The following is a 21,704-nucleotide window of genomic DNA, read 5'->3' as shown; positions in this document are numbered from 1 at the left end:
CGAGCAGTTGATCTCCCGCCTAACTTCTTTGCTTAAGCTGAATTTTGAGGTGGGAGTTTTACTGCCAGTTAATACGGGATAACGTAAAAAACCACCTTATCTCCCAAGTCTTTGAGATTATAAGGTGGTTTTATTTTTTATTAGAATACTTTCCAGCCAATCGGTAATTTCAGTCCAAGGTAAAATACTGCTACTAGCGCAACAATAAATAAGCCCCAAACCGCCCCTGTTGGTTTGTTTTTGCTCATTTTCACAAGAACCATTTCCATTCCACCGATAACTAAAATACCAGTTAACATTTTTAAGCCATACCACATGTGCATGCTACCTGTTGCTGTCTTCACAATACTCATGTACAACATGAAGCCTGTCACAATAATGATGATATACATTAGGCGAAGCCCCATATGTACACCTTTACCTTTTCTTCCTGCTGAATAAAGTGAATACGCAACGAAGAATAAAATTAAACCTAACGCCCATGCTGTAATATGCATATGTACCATCGTATCCCTTACCTCCTCTTTTCACACTTTTTCACTCTATATGATAACATGTTCATTTATTTTCAGGAAATGTTTCGCTTTTTTACATTTAAATGATATAATATTTAGAGTATTTACAAACTTCTTGTAATAACAAAAGGGGGAACAATCATGATTCAAACTAAGGATATTATCGAACTTACAGACACATACGGAGCAAATAACTATCACCCACTTCCAATCGTTATTTCTAAAGCAGAAGGTGTTTGGGTAGAAGATCCTGAAGGAAACCGCTATATGGACTTATTAAGTGCATATTCTGCAGTAAACCAAGGTCATCGTCACCCGAAAATTATTAACGCTTTAATTGACCAAGCTAATCGTGTTACGTTAACTTCTCGTGCTTTCCATAGCGATCAATTAGGTCCTTGGTACGAAAAAGTTGCGAAACTAACTAATAAAGAAATGGTACTTCCAATGAACACAGGTGCTGAAGCTGTTGAAACTGCAATTAAAACAGTTCGCCGCTGGGCTTATGATGTGAAGAAAGTAGAAGCAAACCGTGCTGAAATCATCGTTTGTGAAGATAACTTCCACGGACGTACAATGGGTTCTGTTTCTATGTCTTCAAATGAAGAGTACAAGCGTGGATTCGGTCCAATGCTTCCTGGCATCGTTGTAATTCCTTACGGTGATTTAGAAGCATTAAAAGCCGCAATTACACCAAACACAGCAGCATTCATTTTAGAACCGATTCAAGGTGAAGCTGGAATTAACATCCCACCAGCTGGTTACTTAAAAGAAGCTCTTGAAGTATGTAAAAAAGAAAACGTTTTATTCGTAGCCGATGAAATCCAAACAGGCTTAGGCCGTACTGGTAAAGTATTCGCTTGTGACTGGGACGATGTAACTCCTGACATGTACATACTTGGTAAAGCACTTGGTGGCGGTGTGTTCCCGATCTCTTGCGTTGCAGCAAACCGCGACATTTTAGGTGTATTTGAGCCAGGTTCTCACGGTTCTACATTCGGCGGTAACCCACTTGCATGTGCTGTATCTATCGCAGCTCTTGAAGTGTTAGAAGAAGAAAAATTAACAGAGCGTTCTCTTCAATTAGGAGAAAAATTAGTTGGGCAATTAAAAGAAATTGATAACCCAATGATCACTGAAGTTCGCGGTAAAGGTTTATTCATTGGTATCGAATTAAACGAGCCAGCTCGTCCTTACTGTGAACAACTAAAAGCAGCTGGTCTACTATGTAAAGAAACACACGAAAACGTAATTCGTATCGCACCACCTCTAGTAATCTCTGAAGAAGATTTAGAGTGGGCATTCCAAAAAATTAAAGCTGTATTATCATAATAATAGAGAGGTTGTCCGGCATGTTGGGACAACCTCTTTCTTTTTATATTCATTTATATTAAGATAAAATCGTAATTTTCTGTATTTTAAAATCGTAAAGGAGGTGCGATATGCTATTAAGATACGGTAAACAGATTAACTATTTAGCTACATCTTTTATTTTAGTTACATTCTGTGGCTTCCTACTTTCCACAACATGGCTTACTCACTACTCAACTCCTACTACATTCACACTACTGAAAGCATCATTTTGGACTGCTGTTATTCTTACTATCATTGGTTTTGGACGAGAAAAAAGTGCACTTACGGTTATACTATTTGGCATTTGTACACTTGCATTCATTGGCCTTTACACTTTTTCCGTTATCGATTACCTCTATAACCCAAGGCCATAAAAAAGAGCTATCTTTTAACAAGATAGCTCTTTTCTTTATTTCACTACATTTCGCAAAGTACCAATTCCTTCTACTGTAATGACCACTTCATCACCAGCATGTAAAAACTTCGGTGGTGTAAAACCTTTTCCGACACCAGCCGGGGTTCCTGTTGCGATAATATCACCTGGTTCTAAAGTCATTCCTTTGCTTATCGTTGAAATAATTTCTTCTATCGAAAAAATCATTTTATTTGTGTTGGAAGTTTGCCTTACTTCTCCATTTACTACCGTTTCAATGTGTAATGCATTCGGCGCATTAACCACCGATTTATGAATTAAATACGGTCCCATCGGGCAAAATGTATCGAAGCTTTTCCCAAGGAAAAACTGTTTATGTTTTCTTTGAATGTCTCGAGCTGTTACATCATTTATAATCGTATAACCAAAAACATGCTCAAGCGCTTTTTCTTTTTTAATTTGCTTCCCTCGCTTACCTATAATGACAGCTAGTTCTCCTTCATAATCTAGTTCGTCCGTTGCGTGAGGGTGACCATTAATTTGCTCATTTATGCCAATAACTGTTGTTGGTGCTTTCGTAAAGATCATTATATTTTCTGGAATAGACTCTACTCCGCCCATTTCTACCGCATGCTCACGATAGTTTTTTCCAACGCACAAAATATTCTTTCTTGGCCTTGGAATCGGTGCTAATATTTTCACCTCTGTTAACGGATAATACGCCGCTTCCCCGTTCTCTTTTGCCCAATTTACAATTTCACATACTTTCTCAAAGCACTCAGTCCCTCTTTCAATACACTCTAACATTGTAATAGGGATTGTAACCTTTTCCCTTTTTTGTCTTTGCGCTTCTCTTAAGTGTAATACCTTTTCTTCTTCTTCATCCACAATACCTACAAATACCTTTTCTTCTTTCTTCGCCGTTACAAAACGCAATATTTCCACTCTCCATCCTAAAACTCATACCCTTTAATTGTATTCGCATCCGCAAGAAAAAAACCTTCTCATGCACGCTAATTTTTACAATATTCTTCTCACATCCTATTCGTTACCCCTCTACATTTGGCATAAAATGTAGAATTTTTACTTTTTTTAGCGAAGGTATTTCTTTTTTATGGAGTTTTTGTATAATATGTACTACATATATACTAAAAATTTCATTTAGAGATGGAGCCGATTTCAATGTTTGAGCAAGCGATTGAAAAAAAACGTGAAAAAATGATTTATTTTGCTGAACGCTATGGAATGACTTCTCAAAAAACAGTGGATTGTAGCCAAGAACTGGACAGGCTCTTAAATGTAATTTGGCATGTACATACGGATTTTCACTCAAATCAAACACTCAACACACACACGCAATAATGTGTGTGTTTCTTTTATTTCAAAAAAACACACATTTTATCGGAAACGCCCATACAATAGTAGAAAAGAAAATTTTAAAAACGAAGGGTGTTTTGTATGCCAGCTATGGTCGGACATATTCGTATCGTCAATATTGGATCAAGTGGTATTTTTCATATTGGAGATGTATTTGCGATTAGGCCTATTAGTTACTCACGTGCTTTCGCCGGGGCCGGCTCTTTTAATGTTGGAGATAATGTTTCTGTCTACAATTATCAAAGTGCAACGACTGTTAATGATTCAGATGTCGTTGATCAAGCGATAATTGGTTCAACTTAAAGGGGGCGATTGTATTGAATTTTTACGTAAACCAAAGCATTATCATTAACAGCATTAAAATTGATAGCATTACAACCTCTTCTGTATTCCAAATTGGCACTGCCGGAAGTATTAAAGCCCTATCCAAATTTTCAAATACGGGCGGATTTACGGAGCCGCTTCGCCCATTACAGGCAAACGGACAAATTATTTCTATCAAACCATCAACTAGTTCTTCTTAAGACATCCTTGTCATAAATATATAGCAGGAATATTTTTACCCTCCCTATTGAAAAGGAGGTTTCACAAATGAATCAAGATATATATACTTACTTACACCAACTTCAACAAGCTCTTCAAACACAACAAGCAGCCATCCTCAATTTAGAAGATCAAGTGCGTCAACTCCAAGAAGAGCTTAACGAATTAAAAAATCGCCCCTCCTCTTCTGTAGGAAAAGTGGAATACAAATTCGATCAATTAAAAGTCGAAAATTTAAATGGCACTTTAAATATTGGCTTAAACCCATTTTCAGCAAAAGGACAACAAATTGAAGATTTTCAAGTGGATACAGAAACATTGAAGGTAAATCCTGAAACCGAAACAAACCCAGACTTTTATCAAGGTATCCTCCAAGAAATGCATCGATACTTAGATGAAGAAGCATATAATCGTATTCTCCATTTTGAACAAGAAGAGAGAACACCGCTTGATGAAATGTATCGACAAATGATGGTGGATGACATAAAAAAACAGATGGAGCATCGACTCCCTTATTATTTATCACAAGTTCAATCATATGAAGGTATTTCAACAGATCCAGATTATTTACGAGATATCATTATCCAGGCAATGAAACAAGATATTGACAAAGCCTTTCTCTCATTTATTCAGCACATACCGGGAAATTTCCGAAAGGAGTAAGTATGTATGAACCTTAACGTTGTAAACCGTGAGTTAAAAGTCGGACAGATTAAAATGAACGGTGTATCGTCGTCCGCACTCTTTTTAATTGGAGATGCAAATCTCCTCATTCTATCTTCTATTCTCGATACACCATTTGAAACAGTTACAGAGGGTCCATTTGTACCATTAGTAACAGATGTCCCTCCTACTCCAGGTTAAGGAGACTGAGAAATTATGTTGCATCATGTGTCCATTGTCCAAAATGTTTCTATTATTTCTTTAGGGATTACTGCCGTATTTCAAGTTGGAGATGCAAACCAAATGGAATTAAAAAGTAGAGCTCTTGCCGTCCACCGTGAAATTCCTTGTTATATAAGGGGAGAAGGTCGCTTTGATGCTTTTGAAATCTTTACAGATGAACACATTACAATTCCAAAACGAACGACAGATGTAAAATTAAATATTGTAAATGAATGCCCTTTTATTGAAGTTAATAATGTTGAATTGCGGACACTTTTAAATTCTGGTTGCTTTCAAATTGGAAATGTTGATTATGGTTTTAATAACTCTCGTATTATGCAAATCCGCCAATATATTACGGATGAACCTTCCGCACAATAATTCATATAGTAAGTAAAAAGCTTAGTAAAGTAGGTGGATGGTATGCCTTCGGTTGTAGGAAATCTCGTCGTTCAAAATAGTAACGGCTCTTTCAACTTAGGAGATTTTTATAACGTATCTCCGAAAGAAAACACGAAAGCTTATAACGGATCTGGGGCTTCCAATGTTGGATTTGTCGTAAATACGTTTAACGGTGTTAGTGCAACAAATACGTTTGATTCTGATGTGGCGGATCAAGATCAGATTGGAACAGCGTAAAAAAAGTAGGAGATATTCTCCTACTTTTTTCTTTTATCTAATTCAAAATTATTAAAATGAAATTTTAATAAGAAAGAGCTTTACTGTCCACAAATAGCAGTATAAACAAGTAAGTAGTAAAGAGGCACTATTTCATTTTATTTAAATGATAACCCTCTCTCCTCCAAAGCCTTTCTAAGCTTCGGCATAGACGCAGGTCCCATACCATGCAGTTTTAAAATCTCTTTTTCACTATACTTGGATAGTTCTTCTATCGTGTGAATTCCATGATGTTGCAGCGCATTTCGTGCTGGTGATGAAAGAAGTGAAAGAAATCCTGTTTTAGGTTTCTTTTCTTTCTCACAAGTCGGGCAAGTTGGGCAATCGCTACTTTTGTAGTATTCATGTCCTTTTTCACAAGTTCTTAACGTTTTTTCCGTTACCATTTTCAAGCCCCTCTATTCCTCAATATTTACAACATGATTCCCATCAAAGAAGTATAAACATTTCTCTTTCACAGGATGTTGTAAGCTTTTCTCCAGCGCTTTTGCATATAACGAAAGCTGTACTTTATATCGATCTTCTAAAATTGGTTTTGCTTGTTCGAATCCGCCTGGGAATTTCCCTTCAATCGTATCTGTTTTGAAGTCGATTAACGTAATGCCGTCTTCCTCTTCAATCATGCAGTCGATAACCCCTTGGACAAGAATCGTTTCTTCACTCTTCCCTTGCCAATCTTGATATGCTTCTTCTGCTGCAAGCATCATCGTAAATGGCACTTCACGCTCAACACTTTTCGCCGCTAGTACCCTTTTACCTAAATCACTGTCAAAGAATGAAATTACTTTTTCAATCGCTATTTCTTCCGCCTGCTCGAATGTTAATAATTCCTTATTTACCATTCCAGCAATTTGCTCTTGCAGAACTTCAACCGTAATCGGCTTCTTCAAATCAACATGCTGCATAACGGCATGGACTGCTGTTCCACGCTCTGCGTACGTTAATCCTTTTTTCTCCATAAAGCGCGGACGTGTTTTAATTGGCGTACGTAGTTTTTTAATAAAGGCATTATCGCTACCTTCTTCAGATTGATAATTTCTCTTTATTTCTGTAACAGATTGCTTCGCACGATAAGATGTTGCATCCTCATATCCGTACTTCCACATTAATCTGTCGTACACTTCTTCTTTCCGTTCACTTTGCAGGGGAACAGCCTTTTTCTCACGAAGCGCTTCTAACAATTCTTGTTTCTCTTCTTGAACTGGCTCTGGTGCAAGTAGCGTGTTACCGTCCACAACTTCTACTTTCCAGTTCGTGTCATACCCGTAAATTTCATCTGGAATACTTCCTTGTCCTAATTCAAGAAGCATTTCACTATCACGGTGTCTATATAATGAAGGTGCAATCCAGTCTAAATAACAAGACGCTCCGGCACGTATGTGATCCGGTAATAACCATTCACTATGTTCCCTCGCATCAAGCCATTTTTCCATCTCCTTATTTGCATCCTTAACTGTTCCGATTAAAATTAACTTCTCTTTCGCACGCGTCAACGCTACGTATAGTACGCGCATTTCTTCCGCAATTAATTCCATTTTCATTTTACGTTTAATCGCAAGCTGTGATAATGTCGTGTATTTAATTCGTTTACGCGGATCGATAAATTGCGAACCGAAACCGAAATCTTTATGGAGTAAGAAACGTTTCATTAAGTCTTGTGTATTAAAACGACGGCCGAGTCCAGCTACAAATACAACCGGGAACTCTAGCCCTTTACTTTTATGGATCGTCATGATGCGAACAACGTCTTCTTGTTCACCGAGGGCCCTCGCCGTCCCCATATCATCACCGCGTTCTAAAATACGTTCAATAAAACGTAAGAAGCGGAATAATCCTCTAAATGATGTTGCTTCATATTGTCTTGCACGGTCATATAGTACGCGTAAGTTTGCCTGCCTTTGCTTTCCAGCTGGTAAACCGCCAACGAAGTCGTAATAACCTGTCTCGCCGTACACTTTCCAAATTAAATCAGAAAGTGATTGTTGACGTGCAAATTCACGCCATCCTTGCAGTAAGTTATAAAACCACTCTAGTTTTTCATGAAGTTCTTGTTCCTCTTCAAGCGGTGCACCTTTTAAGAATGAGCTCATTACTTCATAAAACGAGCCTTTCTTTCCGTGAGCACGAAGCGTCGCAAGGTCTTCATCGTTTAATCCAACGATTGGGGAACGAAGTACAGCTGCAAGCGGGATATCTTGCATCGGATTATCAATAACGCGGAATACGTTCATCATAATATTTACTTCCGTTGCTTCAAAATAACCAGTCGCAAGGTCAGCATATACCGGAATTCCTTGCAATTTTAACTCTTCCATAATTTGCGGCGCCCACGGCATGGAGCGAAGTAAAATAACGAAGTCGCGGTATTGTACAGGACGCATACTATCCGTTTTACGGTCATACACTTCATAACCGGAATCAACCATCGCTTTAATGCGCTGCGCCATAAGGCGAGCTTCAAGCTGTGCTTTTTCGACTTCTGCACCTTCTTCACCGTCTATTACTTCTTCTTCCGTTTGCTGAATACAGAGTAATTCTGCCGCTACATCTTCACCTTCTGGATAGGTAGCACCTAGTTTTAATTCAGCGTCAGCATCGTAGTCAATCTCTCCAACTTCTTCGCCCATAATTTGTTTGAAAATGAAGTTCGTACCTGCTAGTACTTCATGACGACTACGGAAGTTTTTCGCTAAGTCAATCTTCATTCCGCCGCCCAATCCTTCTTGTGTGAAGCGTTTATACTTTCCTAGGAATAGTCCTGGTTCAGCTAGTCGGAAACGATAAATCGACTGCTTTACGTCACCAACCATGAACAAGTTTCCTTCACTCTCAGAATCTTTCGTTACGAATTTAATAATGGATTCCTGTACAAAGTTCGTATCTTGATATTCATCGACTAATACTTCAGTAAATTTATTACGATATTGGAACGCCACTGCTGACGGATTCATTTCACCATTTTCACTTTGTTCACTTAAAATTTGTAAACAGAAATGCTCTAAATCTGTGAAATCGACCATTCCTTTATCTCGCTTCATCGCTTGGAAACGCTCTGTAAATACTTTTACAAGTTGAACAAGCTTTTCTAATACTGGGTGCATATCTTGAAAATCTCGTAAGAAACTTTCAGGTTTGCGGCTAAATAACTCTTCTTGTAATTTCTTTACTTCATCTTTCGCTTTATTACGAAGAGAGTCTACTTGTTTTACAACATCTTCATTGTAATCACTTTTCTTAATACGCTTTAACGTTTGCCACGATACGTTTTGCATCGCTTCATACACGCTTGTCCACGACTCACGAGCAGCTGATGATAACGTTCCAAGTAATGCTACATCTGCTTGCAGGGTTTCAACGCGAGGCGCTGGACCGTCAGGAAGCATTGCGAGTTCAGTTGCCTTACGAATATGCTGTTCCGCTGTTTCAAGCTGGAATTTCACATCTTCTAATAAATAAGAAGCATATACTAAATCTTCAATTGTCTTTCCTTCTACGTCATATGCTTCTACTAATTTATCAAGCCATTTTTCCGGATTTGGATGCGCTCTTGACTCTGTATGAAGCGCTAAAATCATACGTTGTAAGTCATCATCACTACGGTCACTCGTATAACGATCAACAAGTTCAAAGAAGATTGTATTATCTTCGATTCCGTACTCTTCTTCTAATATGTCATCTAGCACTTCTTCTTTTAACAATTCATTTTCTGTTTGATTCGCAATACGGAAACGAGGATCAACATCCAGCATGTAGTAATATCCTCTAATTACTTGTAAACAGAATGAGTGAATTGTTGAAATGGAAGCTTTATTTAATAGGCTCAGTTGCTTTCTTACATGCTGAGAGCCTGGTTCATCAATTAATACCTTTTCTAACGCTTCCCCAATTCGATTTTTCATCTCTTGCGCTGCTGCATTTGTAAATGTTACAACGAGCAGGCGGTCGACATCGACTGGATTCTCTTCATTAATAATCTTTTTAATAATACGTTCAACTAATACTGCTGTTTTACCTGATCCAGCTGCAGCCGCAACTAAAATATCACGTCCGTTCGCTACAACAGCTTTCCACTGGTCATCTGTCCATTGACTACCTTCTGGTTTTTTAGGCCAATTTTCTATCATTCTCCGCCAACCTCCTCTCTTATTTTCTCCATCGCTTCACTATCTTTCATATCTTTTAACGTACGGAATTGATTATCTTCAAGTGACTCATCAAATTGACAAACAGATTTGAAGTTACAGAACGTGCACGCTGCTTTATTTCCCATTTTATAAGGAGCAATATCGATAACACCTTCTGTAATATCTTTTCCGATATTTTCAAACGTATGGTGTACATATTTTTGCAGTACGTTAAACTCTTGCTCATTTGCAATACTTGAACGCGCACTAAAGCTACCGTCTTTTTTCAGGCCAGCAGAAATAATATCTGAACTTCCTGTTGAAAGTTTGTTATCCATTAAACGAACAACGTCAGCATCTCCTAATACGAGTCCTTTCATTTTAAATTTCTTTAAAATTTCTTTTTCAATTTCGGCTTCAGATGCGTCACCTTTCATTTCAACAATTGGATTATGGATATGAAAATACAATACACCCGCTGGTGATGCTGCTTGGCCTTTTTTCATCCACGTCTGTGCATTCGAAGTAACAACATCTAAATACGTTAACATTTGAAGTGCTAATCCGTAATACACTTCTGTTAAATCTAACGCTTTTGAACTTGATTTATAATCAATAATACGTAAGAACGTCCCGTTCTCATCTTCTGCCTTATCAACACGGTCAATACGGCCGACTACTTCCATCTTCACACCATTTGGTAGTGAGAATTCCATCGGCGGAAGTGATCCTGTACCGCCCATACCGAATGGCACTTCTAAATCAACTGGTACGAATCCGCTCGACTTCGCATGTTCACGAAGAATGATTGACGTACGGAAAATGATTTGTTGTAGTTTTTGTTTTAAATAGAAATGACGGTTTGAACTTAATAAAATTTGTCGTTGTAATAACGGTGCAATTTCTTCTATTACTAAAACAGAAAGATGCTCGCACTCTTTTATGGATAAATCCGCCCAAGTACGGTTTTCACGCAATAACTTGTCCGCAATTTTCTTTAATGCCGCATGGAATAATTCGCCGATGTCCGGTGCATCAAGCTTGAAAATATCACGCTCTCTAAGTGATAAACCGTGCTGTGCAAAATGAGCGTATGCACAACGGTTAAATAGTTCCATACGAGAGACGCTTCCTTTAATTATATCTCCATATAAATCTCTACTTACTGCTGTACTTAGTTTCTTCGCACGATTTCGATAGAATAAACTTGATAAAACGCGGCTACTTTTTTGTTTCCATTCATCTGAAGTTACGTAGAAGTTGTATACGTCCCACCAAAAGTCTAAATTCCCTTCAAATCCGTATCGCTTCCACGTTTGTAGTTGCTGCATAACGTAAGATAACGTTACTTCTGGCGTTGCTACGTATGAAATTTGTTCTGAACGTGATAAATCATTTACGTCATTCGTAATAAATGAATCTTTCACATTAGGGAACATTCTTTTTATTTTCTTAATAAAGCTAGACGCAAGTAACGTCTTTCCTTCTTCATCTGCAAGCGGGCATGAAATGTATAACCTCTCAGACGCTCTCGTTACCATTTGATACATAACGAACTGTTCTTCTAACAAAGTTTGTCTCGTCGTTGGCGCTAATTCAATCCCTGCCGCACCAAGAACTTCTCTTTCCTCATCAGAAAGCATACCTTCATCCATAGGTGCTGCTGGAATGACCCCCTCATTTACACCTATAATAAACGTTGCTTTCACGTCAGATAACCTGGAGTGATCAATATTAGCAATTAACACTTGGTCTAATGACGGCGGAATGTTAGCAAATTGAAGTGCCTCAAGACCTGTCGACATAACGTCCGTAAACATAGAAAGAGACATTTTCTCTTCACCAAGCATCTCTACAAATGTATCAAGAAGACTCATTACTTCTTCCCATACTTGTTCATGATCTGTCGCAAATAAGAAATCTCCACTTTCTTCTGCACGTATACGTAATTCTTCTAGCTTCTTCGGAACATCCAGTTCTTCTAAAAATAAGTAAACTGCTTCACACATTTGCATAACTGTTCCTGCACGCTTTAACCTTTTTTGCATGCGAATAACAGGTGTTCTTACAACGTCACGTAACCTATTTATTTTCTCTTCCATTTCACGTTCACTGTCTGTAATCATCCCGTTCGTATCATCAAGAGAACGATAACGGCGATACATCCATGGATCCTCTGAAGTCCACCTCTTTCCTTGTACACCGTACGCTAAACAGTAATTTTCAAATTCATCCATTTCTTCACGCATCGTTTCTTTTCTTACGTCTAATGGATATAAAAGCTCTGTTTTCACGCAGCGGAACACCGCATCATAACGCCAATTCCCACTAATAATCTCGAGTGCAGAACGAATACATTCTACTAATGGGTGGTGTGACATCGGACGCTTTTCATCGATGAAGTGCGGGATATTGTAATCTGTAAATAACGTGCGCATCACATCGTAATAACTTTCCCCATTACGAAGAAGCACTGCAATATCTCGGTAACGATATTTTTCATTCGCAACAAGTTTACGAATTTCACGAGCAACACCTTCTACCTCCGCTCGTAAATTCGCAGCTGTGCTAATCGTTACACTCGCTTCACCGTTAAATTTTTCATTCGGACGCGCTTCATAATGAGCTTCTAAATGCGCTAATGCCGGAGAATGAAAACGCGGCTGTTCCATAAGTGGAATTATTTTTTCAATTTCTATTTTCTCTTCACGCGCTACTTGTTTGATTTTTTCATACGTTAACGTCGTTTCATAAAATAAATCGAGTTCATTTACTGGCTGTGCTAACGTTTTTTCATCTATCGTTAACGTGATCGTAACTCTCGCTCCGCAAATCATAAGCTGTCTTACAATCTCTAACTCTTGCGGGGAGAATGAATGAAATCCATCTATATAAATTTCCGCACCATTTACATATTCAGACTGCGGAAGCTTTTCCACTAGCAATTGCAGGTAGTCTTCTGAATCTAAATATTTTCCAATTAAAGCACGTTCAAAATCATCGTATAATAGCTGTAAATCATACACTTTATTCGCTAGTAACTTTTGTTCGGCACTGCTACTATGCGCATCCAATTGTTGCCACATTTCATATACGTTAGATGGCGTTACATTGTAACGTTTAAACTCTGCAATCATACTGCCAAGATGTTCAAAGAAACCGTTTTGCTCCGCTGCTTTTTGGAACACCGATAATCCATCTTTACGAGACTCTACAATTTTACGGAGTAACATATGTACACCCGCTTCATCAATATGAAGACGACTCGCTCCGCCAACTTCTTGTAGTACCTTCCACGCTAATCGTGAAAAACTAAAAACTTGTGCCCGAATAGAACCTCTTACATCCTCACTTCCAATTAACGCCTGCTGCGTCTGGAATGTCATCTGTTCTGGCACAAGATATAATATTGTTTTCCCTCTCGGGCGTTGTTTTAACTCTTCTTGCACTTCGCGTAAACAAAGTGTACTTTTTCCACTTCCCGCTCTACCAATCACAAATCGAAGTGACATGTAACCCCACCTTTCACTTACATAACGAACGTTAGTTTGCTACTATAATTGTATTATAGTACACGAAAAAAGACAAACTGAGTTGTTTGTCTTTTCTATACTTCTATCTATTATATCAACCTTTTGAAAAATTCGTTTGCACCTCTTGAATTGGCCAATATCGCAAATCAACTTTACCGACGACTGTATCAGCTTTTACAAAGCCAAAGTGTCTACTATCCCAGCTCCCGAGCCGGTTATCACCTACTACAAAAATAAACCCGGGTGGCACCAGCTTTTCTTTCGTTAACTCTTCTAATTTAAAGTCGCCTGTTAGTTGCCTTCCATTTATCTCTTTCTTATATTTCTCTAGATACGGCTCATCAATAAATTGTCCATTTATATATAACTTATCATGCTTATATTCAATATGATCTCCAGGTAAACCGATAATTCGCTTTACATAGTCCTCTTTTTTATTCGCATGAAACACCACAACGTCAAATCTGTTCAAGTCCCCAACTTGATAACTCACCTTATTTACAACGAGCATATTACCATCTTGCAATGTCGGCATCATTGACTTCCCCTCTACAACATACGTTGAGAAGAAAAACGTTCGAAAAAATACAGCTAATAATACACCAATTAAAATTGTTCGTATCCACTCTATGCCTTCTTTTTTCAAAGTTTTCTTCATCCGCTTCTCCCCTTATCCTTTAATACTGAAGCTTTCCTTTACAAAGAAGACTATTCTTAATGTAGTTCTAACTTTACTTCAATTTTCTTACCGACATACCATAAAATAAAAATACCAATCGCTACAATGACTGATTTCACCGGATTATGAATAAATGACATTAAATCATGACCGATATACGTTAAAATAAAAATCATCACAAGTTTTCCGAATGCTAACGCTAGCCCAAACTGTTTTACACTAATTCGTGATAAACCAGCGACAACATTTATTAGCGCTGACGGTGTAAACGGAAAACAAAATATAACAAAAATCGGTGCGAATCCTTTCCTTTCAATCCACCCCATTGCTTTTCTTACTCTCTCATGCTTATTTACAAACGAAAAGAAACGACTGCGACCAAAATGGCGGATGATGAAAAAGACAAGTAATGCACCCATTACTGATCCAAGCCATGAATAAAGAAAACCGAGCCAAAAGCCAAATGCAACAGCATTCGCCAGTACAAATACAATAAGCGGTAATGCTGGAATCAACGCCTCTATCATCGGTAAACCAATACCAAGAAGTGGTCCGAACGCTTTATAACTCTCAACAATATGATCCATATTTTCTGGTGAAAAATACTCTTTGATTGTCTGAAAATCCATTCTACACTTTACCCCTTTACTCTAAATACTATCCCTACTGTATCATTGCTTATATGAAAGAGGAAATGGTAGATACGACATATGGAGATGTATTTATTAAAGTTTCCATATCTTTCATAAGAATTCCTTCATTATTTAGCTATGATAATCTATCAATATTCGACAGGAAATGTCGTTCGTTTTGTTATTTAGGTGGTTTTCCGATATTTTTATCGGTAAATGAAATTACAACTCGGTTTTTCTAACACATCTCTTTATCTATAAAGATTGATAAAATGAAACTTTAATCAACCCTCACCAATCCGGCTTTTACAGGCAGCAGGGCCCCCACCTAACTTCTTTGCTTTCGCTGAATTTTGATGTGTGCGTCTTACTGCCCGGTAAATAGCGGATAAACAAAAAAAGAATGGGGATGATTCCCCCATCCTTTCACACTTCGCCTTCCTTCACAAAATACACTCTCTCATAAGCAGGTCTTAATGTTGATTCCTCTTTTTTATCAATCTCTTTAAAACAAGGGCTCCCTTGTTTTTTCCTACGATCTTCATATTCAGTACGCAATTTCGCTGTACGATTTTGTTGATTTTCAAAACTAGTTTTTGATATTTCTAATTTCACAGCAAAGCCATTTATAAACCTAATAATAAGATTTCCATCTTTTAATTCTTTATTACCTTCAATATAAAAATGAGACAACCAAGCGCACTCTTTTCTAGAGTAAGAATAGGTAGGGAAAAAATAAAGTTGATCTGTAGGACTAATCGCAATCGGTGCTTTATGTGTAATATGAGTTAATTCTTTCGTTCCTTCTTTTCTGCCTAAGAAACTAGAACCATGCTTTCGGCAACTTCTTTCTATAATATCTAGTGGTTTTTGAAATACGAAAAAAGAATCATTCATTTCAACGACTCGCGTAACAATTTTCTTTTCACTTAGAATAACAGGAAGTAAGGCCATCGTATTTTTCGTTACAACATAATTTTCGACATAGCGTTCCACTTTACTTTCCATACTCTATTATCTCCTTTTTTCCATTTATATTAGCAGCTGCATATATAATTTTAGCACCTATGAAAAGAAAACGGATTGCACATTCTACTATTTTACATTAATTTATTATTTATCAAACATTCTTCAAATTTCAAAATAAATATATAAAAATAACAAGATGGCATTGTGCACAAAAAAGCATTTATACTGCTATAAATATTTGAAATCACTTCCTCATTTCACATCATTACAACAATTAACTTTGTTATAATTAAAATGTAAATCCAATATATGGAGGGCCACTATGGAAGAAAAAGAGATCCAACCATCGATTCAAATGAAAAATAGTAGCGTCATTATCGTGAAAAATTCAGCTAGTATTATATTCGGTTTATTTTTTATTCTGCTATTCTTTGCCAAACCGTTTCGTAAATCAAAATGTACAGAATGTAAAAAACGTGAGAAGAAAAACGTAGCGAAAAAAGAGTAAAAGGCCTTCCTTTTTGGAAAGCCTTTTTACATTTGTAGTATCATTTTATTTATTCTTCTTCACCCTTAGAAAAACAACTATATTTTCTTCCAAGGTTCTCTACATCTTTTTTGATTTGTAATATGATCCTTATATAAAACATGAGAAAGAGTATTTGTACTTGTTACCCGCTTTAAATTTTTACTAAAAAATTTAAATTTGTACATCTTTTTCCATCACTAACAATTCGTCAATTAATTAACTTTGTAATATAAGTTTTGTATATAATGTCATTCAAAAACACAATATATATAAGTAGCTATTTATAATTACATTGCTTTTTATCGAATTCTAAAAAGGAGTTGTATACTATGGATAAAGAAAATCTATTAAGTCAGCAGGTTAATAGCATCCCCTCAGATGCTCTGAATACTCCTAGCAAGGAACAAGAACAACTGTTAGAAACATCATCTCAAAACGTACAAAATTCCAATAACAATACTAACAAAAAAGATGAGACTCAAGGTCTATCTGGAAAAGATTCCCCTATTTCAATAAAGAATACAAACTTATAGTTATTTACTATCATACGCAGCAAATGCTCTTGCTGAACTAATTCTTATACAGAAACTAATACGCATTCCCGATAATTTTTTACCAGTTGTAACATAGAAAAAGAGATTTAGATATAAAAACAGGCTCTGAAAAAAATTTCTGCACAACCTAAAAAAAAAGGATGGCATTAGCCATCCTTTTTTCCATCATCAACTATAAAATTATAGTTTGATTACGTTTTTAGCTTGAGGTCCACGGTTACCGTCTTCGATTTCGAAGCTAACTTTTTGACCTTCTTCTAAAGATTTGAAACCGTCAGTTTCGATTGCTGAGAAGTGTACGAATACGTCGTTTTCGCCTGGAACTTCGATGAAACCGAAACCTTTTTCGTTGTTAAACCATTTTACTTGTCCTGTTACTGCCATAATTATTTCCTCCTAAGAAAATACAAATTTTAAATTTTTTAGTCTTCCTGTCTAAAAAAAGAATCCACACATTATCAAATACGAAACATAAACTAGTTCTCACATACTTTTTCTCGTTCGTTTTCAGCACTTGATAACATATGGATTGCTTAATTTAACTATTCAACTGACATCATCATAGCACATTAAAATAAAATGTACAATCTTTTTCTAAAATGGAATTTCTAATTTTTAGTATTTCTTATAAAATATAATTATCTCTATTCCAAATAAGGAGGAATTTATGAACAACAAAATTCCTAGAAAAACATTAAAAAGAATCGAAGAGGATATTGAAAATAATAATCTTGGAAAAGCAAGAGACAGATTGCACGGCCTCATCTTTACATACCCAAATGAATTACATCTTCGAAAACAACTCGGAGATATTTATTATAAATTACAATATCCAGAAATGGCTGGACGTTACTGGTATCTAGAGGAGCATAAAACAGATATTATGCATGAATCATGTTTATTATTTGAGAAATCAATGGGAAATAACCCTCATCATATTGCACGCGCTTTAAAGTTTAAAGGCGATTCTAACCATATAAAAGCTTTGTATAAAGATCAACCTTTATCTTCAGTGCAGAAGAAAGTAGCAGAGGAGTTAATTTATGAGTATAAAGAAACATGGCAAGATAAGCTAGTTCCTTTTGGCTGTCTAGCATTCCTTGCTTGCCTTCTCTTTTCTGCCATTGTTGGTCTATTCACTATTTGGAATTGGATTTTTTAATTATAGGGGGAATTTTTACATGTCAAACTACGATAACGAAGAAAAGCTAACAGGCGGAAACGTTTCGAACGTATATCGTTCTGAAAATACTGTTCGTCGAGAGTTAAAGCCAGATAGCGCAAAGATGCTCCGCCTTTACCATGATGCTGTAAGTGATTTTCCGTTATTAGATGATTGGAAACCGATGGATCACACGCCAAATAACATTGAGGTTTTATGCCACAATGATTTTGCCATATATAACATTATTTTTAATAATGAGAAGCCAGTAGGGATTATTGATTTCGATGTTGCTGCTCCTGGTCCAAGACTATGGGATATCGCTTATACACTTTATACTTGTGTGCCTTTAAGTAGAGTGTATTATACAGAATCTGGTGAAGCCATTCATTATGAATCATCGCAACATGCAGATCGTATTAAAGAGAGAGTGAAATTATTCGTTCAGTCCTATGGTAAAAATATGGATGAAGATTACTTAGGAATGGTGTTGCTACGATTAGAAGGGTTATGTACATATATGAAACGAAAAGCGCAAGAAGGCGACTTGAATTTCCAAAGAATGATTGATGAAGGACATCTAGAGCATTATGAGAAAGATATGAAGTTTATTCGTAATCATAGGGCTGAGTGGCGTTGATTTAGTAATAAAGAAAAGTTAGTATCGTTTTTTGCCGATAAATTGATATCTCTTTTCGAATCGTTCACAAAATAACAAGGGGCCCCCTTCAAACAGGTGCCCCTTCCTTTTATTTCGTAAACTGTGCTTCTTCTGTAGATCCTTTTAACGCTGTCGTTGATGAAGTTCCGCCTGTAATCACTTGTGCAACTTCATCAAAGTAACCTGTTCCTACTTCGCGTTGATGACGTGTTGCAGAGTAGCCGTGTTTTTCTGCTGCAAATTCAGCTTGTTGTAGTTCAGAGTATGCTGCCATGCCGCGCTCTTTATAGCCACGTGCTAGTTCAAACATACCGTAATTTAATGAATGGAATCCAGCAAGTGTTACGAATTGGAACTTATAACCGTAAGATGCGATTTCCTTTTGGAAGCTCGCAATTGTTTTTTCATCTAGTTTTTGTTTCCAGTTGAATGAAGGTGAACAGTTATATGCAAGTAACTTTCCTGGATGCTCCTTATGAATTGCGTCCGCAAATCGTTTTGCATCTTCTAAATTTGGTTCCGACGTTTCACACCAAACGAGGTCTGCATACGGTGCATACGCTAAACCGCGCGCAATCGCTTGATCAAGACCTGCATTCGTACGGTAAAATCCTTCTGGTGTTCTTTCTCCTGTAATAAATGCTTTATCAACAGGATCGATATCGCTCGTAATTAAATCAGCTGCATCTGCATCTGTTCTTGCAACGATAATTGTTGGCACTCCCATTACATCTGCTGCAAGACGTGCAGAAATTAAATTACGTACCGCTGTTTGCGTTGGTAGTAGTACTTTTCCACCTAAATGGCCACATTTTTTCTCTGAAGATAATTGATCTTCAAAATGCACACCTGATGCACCTGCTTCAATCATACCTTTCATCAGTTCGAATACGTTTAATTGTCCACCAAATCCAGCTTCTGCATCTGCTACAATCGGTACGAAATAGTCTGTATCATCGCTTCCTTCCATATGTTGAATTTGATCCGCACGTTGAAGTGTTTGATTAATTCGTTTCACTACAGCAGGTACGCTGTTCGCTGGATATAAACTTTGGTCTGGATACATATGTCCAGAAAGGTTTGCATCAGCTGCCACTTGCCAACCACTTAAGTAAATCGCTTTTAACCCAGCTTTTACTTGTTGCATCGCTTGATTTCCTGTTAATGCGCCAAGTGCGTTAATATAGTCTTCTGTATGAAGCGATGTCCAAAGCTTCTCAGCACCGCGGCGCGCTAATGTATGTTCAATATCAATTGATCCGCGCAGGCGAATTACATCTTCTGCCGAATATGGACGTGTGATCCCTTTCCAACGCTCATCTAATTCCCAGCTTTCTTGTAATTTCTCGATTCTTTCGTTTTTCATTTATTCCATCCCCTTTTCATTTTTTATAAAATTTCATAACCTGGTAATGTTAAAAATGGTACGAATTCATCATTTCGAACGAGATTTGTAAACAACATTGTCGCCTCTTGGAATCTCCCTTTCTTAAAGGCTTCCTTACCAATCTCTCTTTCTATTTTTGCTAATTCTTCTTCTTTTAGCTCTTCCATTAATTCAAGCGTAATATTACGACCATCATTTAGTTTTCCACCTTCATGACGAATCCATTGCCATACTTGTGCTCTTGAAATTTCAGCAGTTGCCGCATCTTCCATTAAGTTATAAATGGGTGCTGCTCCCCGTCCGCTGAACCAAGATGCAATATATTGAATACCTACGCTAATATTCATGCGAAGGCCCTCTTCTGTAATCGTTCCCACCGGTACCTCTAGTAAATCGTTTTCTGTTACACATATTTCTTCACGTTTTCTGAAAATTTGATTTGGTGTTTTCATAATGTGATTAAATACTTCCATTGCAACCGGTACAAGTCCAGGGTGAGCAACCCAAGTCCCGTCATGACCGTCTAAAGCTTCGCGCTCCTTATCAGCACGCACTTTTTCAAAAGCTGCTTCATTCGCTTCTGGATTATTTTTAATCGGAATTTGTGCCGCCATTCCTCCAATTGCTGGTGCATTACGGCGGTGACACGTTTGAATTACTTTCAAAGAATACGAACGCATAAATGGCGCTGTCATCGTGACTTGTGCTCTATCTGGTAGTAAGAATTTATTATGATTACGGAAACTCTTTAAAAAGCTAAAAATATAATCCCATCTTCCACAGTTTAAGCCAGCAGAATGATCTTTTAGCTCATACAAAATTTCATCCATTTCAAACGAAGCGTGAATCGTTTCCAGTAACACAGTTGCTTTAATCGTTCCATTTGGAATGCCGATATATTTTTGAGCAAATACGAATACATCATTCCATAATCTCGCTTCTAAATAACTTTCCATTTTCGGTAAGTAAAAGTATGGGCCGCTCCCTTTTGCTAAAAGAGCTTTCGCATTATGGAAAAAGTACAAGCCGAAATCTACTAAGCTACCTGACATATTTTCCCCATCAACTTGCATATGCTTTTCCTCTAAATGCCATCCTCTTGGACGTACAATGAGTACAGCTGTTTTCTCATTTAATCTATATTCTTTCCCTTTATCATTTTCATGTGAAATCGTTCCCTTTACTGCATCTCGTAAGTTGATTTGACCTTCCACTGCATTTTCCCAAGTTGGTGAATTCGAATCTTCAAAATCCGCCATAAAAAGATGCGCTCCTGAATTTAAAGCGTTAATGACCATCTTTCTATCTACCGGTCCAGTAATCTCTACGCGGCGATCCTCTAAGTCTTTTGGCAGCTTGGCAATTGTCCAATCCGCTTCACGTATGTGTTTTGTTTCTTCTAGAAACTTCGGAAACTCCCCTGCATCAATTCTCTTTTGTTTTTCTACACGTTTTTGTAAAAGTTCTATGCGGCGCTCATTAAAATTCTCATGTAGTTCCTTCAAAAAACTAAGCACCTCAGGTGTCAATATTTCGTTGTACGCTGGTAACATTTCTCCAACGAGTGTAACCCGTGAAGTTTGCGTCGACATATTAGCATCCCCTTCTTAAACTGTTTTATAACAGATTTGATTTCATGTTTTATATTATATAACAAATCTTCAGAAAAGGAAGTTTTTTTTGAAAATTCACTTCATTTTTTTTCAAAACGCCATTCTTTCGCGCTTTATTTCATACAAAAAAAGGCCGC

The 21,704-nt window shown here is 37.2% G+C and carries 24 protein-coding genes; 13 read left to right on the top strand and 11 right to left on the bottom strand.

All coding sequences use genetic code 11. The annotated features are described in order from the left end of the window. Positions 1 to 140 precede the first annotated feature (140 nt). Positions 141 to 506 (bottom strand): YisL family protein, encoded by a 366-nt coding sequence (locus ASE54_RS17925; RefSeq protein WP_000233496.1) that lies wholly within the window; start codon positions 504 to 506, stop codon positions 141 to 143. A gap of 150 nt (positions 507 to 656) precedes the next feature. Here ASE54_RS17925 and rocD point away from each other — a divergent pair, with 150 nt between their 5' ends. Both rocD and ASE54_RS17915 read left to right on the top strand, forming a co-directional pair. Further along, positions 657 to 1,847 carry an ornithine aminotransferase gene (rocD, locus tag ASE54_RS17920; protein WP_000616660.1) on the top strand — a complete coding sequence of 397 codons (1,191 nt, stop codon included), beginning with the start codon at positions 657 to 659 and terminating at the stop codon, positions 1,845 to 1,847. A gap of 110 nt (positions 1,848 to 1,957) precedes the next feature. After that, positions 1,958 to 2,242 (top strand): hypothetical protein, encoded by a 285-nt coding sequence (locus tag ASE54_RS17915; protein WP_000926870.1) that lies wholly within the window; start codon positions 1,958 to 1,960, stop codon positions 2,240 to 2,242. Positions 2,243 to 2,277: 35 nt separating this feature from the next. On the opposite strand, the gene ASE54_RS17910 is transcribed toward ASE54_RS17915, so the two are convergent. Beyond that, entirely contained in the window at positions 2,278 to 3,177 is a 900-nt protein-coding gene (locus ASE54_RS17910) for a fumarylacetoacetate hydrolase family protein (RefSeq protein ID WP_001213085.1), read from the bottom strand. Between the two features lie 246 nt (positions 3,178 to 3,423). On the opposite strand from ASE54_RS17910, the gene ASE54_RS17905 reads away from it, so the two are divergent. The 7 genes from ASE54_RS17905 to gerPF all read left to right on the top strand — a co-directional run bounded on the left by ASE54_RS17905 (position 3,424) and on the right by gerPF (position 5,685). After that, positions 3,424 to 3,603 (top strand): aspartyl-phosphate phosphatase Spo0E family protein, encoded by a 180-nt coding sequence (locus ASE54_RS17905; RefSeq protein WP_000462848.1) that lies wholly within the window; start codon positions 3,424 to 3,426, stop codon positions 3,601 to 3,603. Between the two features lie 96 nt (positions 3,604 to 3,699). Continuing rightward, positions 3,700 to 3,921, top strand: coding sequence for a spore germination protein GerPA (gene gerPA, locus ASE54_RS17900; protein ID WP_001111188.1), 222 nt, complete (start codon positions 3,700 to 3,702; stop codon positions 3,919 to 3,921). 14 nt (positions 3,922 to 3,935) lie between these two features. Beyond that, positions 3,936 to 4,142, top strand: coding sequence for a spore germination protein GerPB (gene gerPB / locus ASE54_RS17895; RefSeq protein WP_001012509.1), 207 nt, complete (start codon positions 3,936 to 3,938; stop codon positions 4,140 to 4,142). Positions 4,143 to 4,209: 67 nt separating this feature from the next. Beyond that, the gene (gene gerPC, locus ASE54_RS17890; protein ID WP_001070761.1) at positions 4,210 to 4,824 is read left to right on the top strand and encodes a spore germination protein GerPC; all 615 of its coding nucleotides are present in this window, start codon (positions 4,210 to 4,212) and stop codon (positions 4,822 to 4,824) included. Positions 4,825 to 4,830: 6 nt separating this feature from the next. Further along, positions 4,831 to 5,025, top strand: coding sequence for a spore germination protein GerPD (gene gerPD, locus ASE54_RS17885; protein WP_001052807.1), 195 nt, complete (start codon positions 4,831 to 4,833; stop codon positions 5,023 to 5,025). A 15-nt stretch (positions 5,026 to 5,040) separates the two neighbouring features. Then, entirely contained in the window at positions 5,041 to 5,427 is a 387-nt protein-coding gene (locus ASE54_RS17880) for a spore germination protein GerPE (RefSeq protein WP_000902327.1), read from the top strand. A gap of 42 nt (positions 5,428 to 5,469) precedes the next feature. After that, a complete protein-coding gene (gene gerPF / locus ASE54_RS17875; protein ID WP_001141566.1) occupies positions 5,470 to 5,685 on the top strand; it encodes a spore germination protein GerPF in 216 nt (71 codons plus the stop codon). 137 nt (positions 5,686 to 5,822) lie between these two features. On the opposite strand, the gene ASE54_RS17870 is transcribed toward gerPF, so the two are convergent. The 6 genes from ASE54_RS17870 to ASE54_RS17845 all read right to left on the bottom strand — a co-directional run bounded on the left by ASE54_RS17870 (position 5,823) and on the right by ASE54_RS17845 (position 15,700). After that, the gene (locus tag ASE54_RS17870) at positions 5,823 to 6,110 is read right to left on the bottom strand and encodes an RNA polymerase alpha subunit C-terminal domain-containing protein (RefSeq protein ID WP_000255718.1); all 288 of its coding nucleotides are present in this window, start codon (positions 6,108 to 6,110) and stop codon (positions 5,823 to 5,825) included. Between the two features lie 12 nt (positions 6,111 to 6,122). Continuing rightward, complete coding sequence (gene addA, locus ASE54_RS17865; protein ID WP_000572302.1) at positions 6,123 to 9,848, bottom strand: helicase-exonuclease AddAB subunit AddA; 3,726 nt, start codon at positions 9,846 to 9,848, stop codon at positions 6,123 to 6,125. Continuing rightward, positions 9,845 to 13,360 carry a helicase-exonuclease AddAB subunit AddB gene (addB, locus tag ASE54_RS17860; protein ID WP_000058587.1) on the bottom strand — a complete coding sequence of 1,172 codons (3,516 nt, stop codon included), beginning with the start codon at positions 13,358 to 13,360 and terminating at the stop codon, positions 9,845 to 9,847. Before addB ends, addA begins: the two co-directional genes overlap by 4 nt. A 115-nt stretch (positions 13,361 to 13,475) precedes the next feature. Beyond that, positions 13,476 to 14,039 (bottom strand): signal peptidase I, encoded by a 564-nt coding sequence (lepB, locus tag ASE54_RS17855; RefSeq protein ID WP_000751896.1) that lies wholly within the window; start codon positions 14,037 to 14,039, stop codon positions 13,476 to 13,478. A 56-nt stretch (positions 14,040 to 14,095) separates the two neighbouring features. After that, positions 14,096 to 14,689, bottom strand: a complete 594-nt coding sequence (locus tag ASE54_RS17850; protein WP_000347517.1) for a TVP38/TMEM64 family protein — start codon at positions 14,687 to 14,689, stop codon at positions 14,096 to 14,098. A gap of 429 nt (positions 14,690 to 15,118) precedes the next feature. Continuing rightward, positions 15,119 to 15,700, bottom strand: a complete 582-nt coding sequence (locus ASE54_RS17845) for a competence protein ComK (protein WP_000444446.1) — start codon at positions 15,698 to 15,700, stop codon at positions 15,119 to 15,121. A 283-nt stretch (positions 15,701 to 15,983) separates the two neighbouring features. On the opposite strand from ASE54_RS17845, the gene ASE54_RS17840 reads away from it, so the two are divergent. Together ASE54_RS17840 and ASE54_RS17835 are read left to right on the top strand one after the other, a co-directional pair. Next, on the top strand, positions 15,984 to 16,169 hold the full coding sequence (locus tag ASE54_RS17840) for a hypothetical protein (protein ID WP_000391375.1): 186 nt from the start codon (positions 15,984 to 15,986) through the stop codon (positions 16,167 to 16,169). Between the two features lie 350 nt (positions 16,170 to 16,519). Next, positions 16,520 to 16,723 (top strand): hypothetical protein, encoded by a 204-nt coding sequence (locus ASE54_RS17835; protein WP_000356915.1) that lies wholly within the window; start codon positions 16,520 to 16,522, stop codon positions 16,721 to 16,723. A gap of 201 nt (positions 16,724 to 16,924) precedes the next feature. Here the strand turns inward: ASE54_RS17835 and cspA are convergent, their stop codons facing one another. After that, the gene (gene cspA / locus ASE54_RS17830) at positions 16,925 to 17,128 is read right to left on the bottom strand and encodes an RNA chaperone/antiterminator CspA (RefSeq protein WP_000301518.1); all 204 of its coding nucleotides are present in this window, start codon (positions 17,126 to 17,128) and stop codon (positions 16,925 to 16,927) included. A gap of 283 nt (positions 17,129 to 17,411) precedes the next feature. Between cspA and ASE54_RS17825 the strand changes: the two genes are divergently transcribed. After that, complete coding sequence (locus ASE54_RS17825) at positions 17,412 to 17,906, top strand: DUF6584 family protein (RefSeq protein ID WP_001060337.1); 495 nt, start codon at positions 17,412 to 17,414, stop codon at positions 17,904 to 17,906. A gap of 19 nt (positions 17,907 to 17,925) precedes the next feature. After that, positions 17,926 to 18,546 (top strand): phosphotransferase, encoded by a 621-nt coding sequence (locus ASE54_RS17820; protein ID WP_000073812.1) that lies wholly within the window; start codon positions 17,926 to 17,928, stop codon positions 18,544 to 18,546. A gap of 109 nt (positions 18,547 to 18,655) precedes the next feature. On the opposite strand, the gene aceA is transcribed toward ASE54_RS17820, so the two are convergent. Both aceA and aceB read right to left on the bottom strand, forming a co-directional pair. Further along, the gene (gene aceA / locus ASE54_RS17815; protein ID WP_000787346.1) at positions 18,656 to 19,933 is read right to left on the bottom strand and encodes an isocitrate lyase; all 1,278 of its coding nucleotides are present in this window, start codon (positions 19,931 to 19,933) and stop codon (positions 18,656 to 18,658) included. A gap of 23 nt (positions 19,934 to 19,956) precedes the next feature. After that, positions 19,957 to 21,546 carry a malate synthase A gene (gene aceB / locus ASE54_RS17810; protein ID WP_000107341.1) on the bottom strand — a complete coding sequence of 530 codons (1,590 nt, stop codon included), beginning with the start codon at positions 21,544 to 21,546 and terminating at the stop codon, positions 19,957 to 19,959. Positions 21,547 to 21,704 lie beyond the last annotated feature (158 nt).

The organism is Bacillus sp. Root131 (genome assembly GCF_001429475.1).
Taxonomy (GTDB): domain Bacteria; phylum Bacillota; class Bacilli; order Bacillales; family Bacillaceae_G; genus Bacillus_A; species Bacillus_A thuringiensis_S.
The sequence above is the reverse complement of the archived record's forward strand: the minus strand, read 5'-3'. Positions and strand labels throughout refer to the sequence as shown.

Coding starts and splice junctions, on each gene's coding strand:
- ASE54_RS17925 (WP_000233496.1), bottom strand. CDS start 506: ATGGTACATATGCATATTACAGCATGGGCGTTAGGTTTAATTTTATTC.
- rocD (WP_000616660.1), top strand. CDS start 657: ATGATTCAAACTAAGGATATTATCGAACTTACAGACACATACGGAGCA.
- ASE54_RS17915 (WP_000926870.1), top strand. CDS start 1,958: ATGCTATTAAGATACGGTAAACAGATTAACTATTTAGCTACATCTTTT.
- ASE54_RS17905 (WP_000462848.1), top strand. CDS start 3,424: ATGTTTGAGCAAGCGATTGAAAAAAAACGTGAAAAAATGATTTATTTT.
- gerPA (WP_001111188.1), top strand. CDS start 3,700: ATGCCAGCTATGGTCGGACATATTCGTATCGTCAATATTGGATCAAGT.
- gerPC (WP_001070761.1), top strand. CDS start 4,210: ATGAATCAAGATATATATACTTACTTACACCAACTTCAACAAGCTCTT.
- gerPD (WP_001052807.1), top strand. CDS start 4,831: ATGAACCTTAACGTTGTAAACCGTGAGTTAAAAGTCGGACAGATTAAA.
- ASE54_RS17880 (WP_000902327.1), top strand. CDS start 5,041: ATGTTGCATCATGTGTCCATTGTCCAAAATGTTTCTATTATTTCTTTA.
- gerPF (WP_001141566.1), top strand. CDS start 5,470: ATGCCTTCGGTTGTAGGAAATCTCGTCGTTCAAAATAGTAACGGCTCT.
- ASE54_RS17870 (WP_000255718.1), bottom strand. CDS start 6,110: ATGGTAACGGAAAAAACGTTAAGAACTTGTGAAAAAGGACATGAATAC.
- addA (WP_000572302.1), bottom strand. CDS start 9,848: ATGATAGAAAATTGGCCTAAAAAACCAGAAGGTAGTCAATGGACAGAT.
- addB (WP_000058587.1), bottom strand. CDS start 13,360: ATGTCACTTCGATTTGTGATTGGTAGAGCGGGAAGTGGAAAAAGTACA.
- lepB (WP_000751896.1), bottom strand. CDS start 14,039: ATGAAGAAAACTTTGAAAAAAGAAGGCATAGAGTGGATACGAACAATT.
- ASE54_RS17850 (WP_000347517.1), bottom strand. CDS start 14,689: ATGGATTTTCAGACAATCAAAGAGTATTTTTCACCAGAAAATATGGAT.
- ASE54_RS17845 (WP_000444446.1), bottom strand. CDS start 15,700: ATGGAAAGTAAAGTGGAACGCTATGTCGAAAATTATGTTGTAACGAAA.
- ASE54_RS17840 (WP_000391375.1), top strand. CDS start 15,984: ATGGAAGAAAAAGAGATCCAACCATCGATTCAAATGAAAAATAGTAGC.
- ASE54_RS17835 (WP_000356915.1), top strand. CDS start 16,520: ATGGATAAAGAAAATCTATTAAGTCAGCAGGTTAATAGCATCCCCTCA.
- cspA (WP_000301518.1), bottom strand. CDS start 17,128: ATGGCAGTAACAGGACAAGTAAAATGGTTTAACAACGAAAAAGGTTTC.
- ASE54_RS17825 (WP_001060337.1), top strand. CDS start 17,412: ATGAACAACAAAATTCCTAGAAAAACATTAAAAAGAATCGAAGAGGAT.
- ASE54_RS17820 (WP_000073812.1), top strand. CDS start 17,926: ATGTCAAACTACGATAACGAAGAAAAGCTAACAGGCGGAAACGTTTCG.
- aceA (WP_000787346.1), bottom strand. CDS start 19,933: ATGAAAAACGAAAGAATCGAGAAATTACAAGAAAGCTGGGAATTAGAT.
- aceB (WP_000107341.1), bottom strand. CDS start 21,546: ATGTCGACGCAAACTTCACGGGTTACACTCGTTGGAGAAATGTTACCA.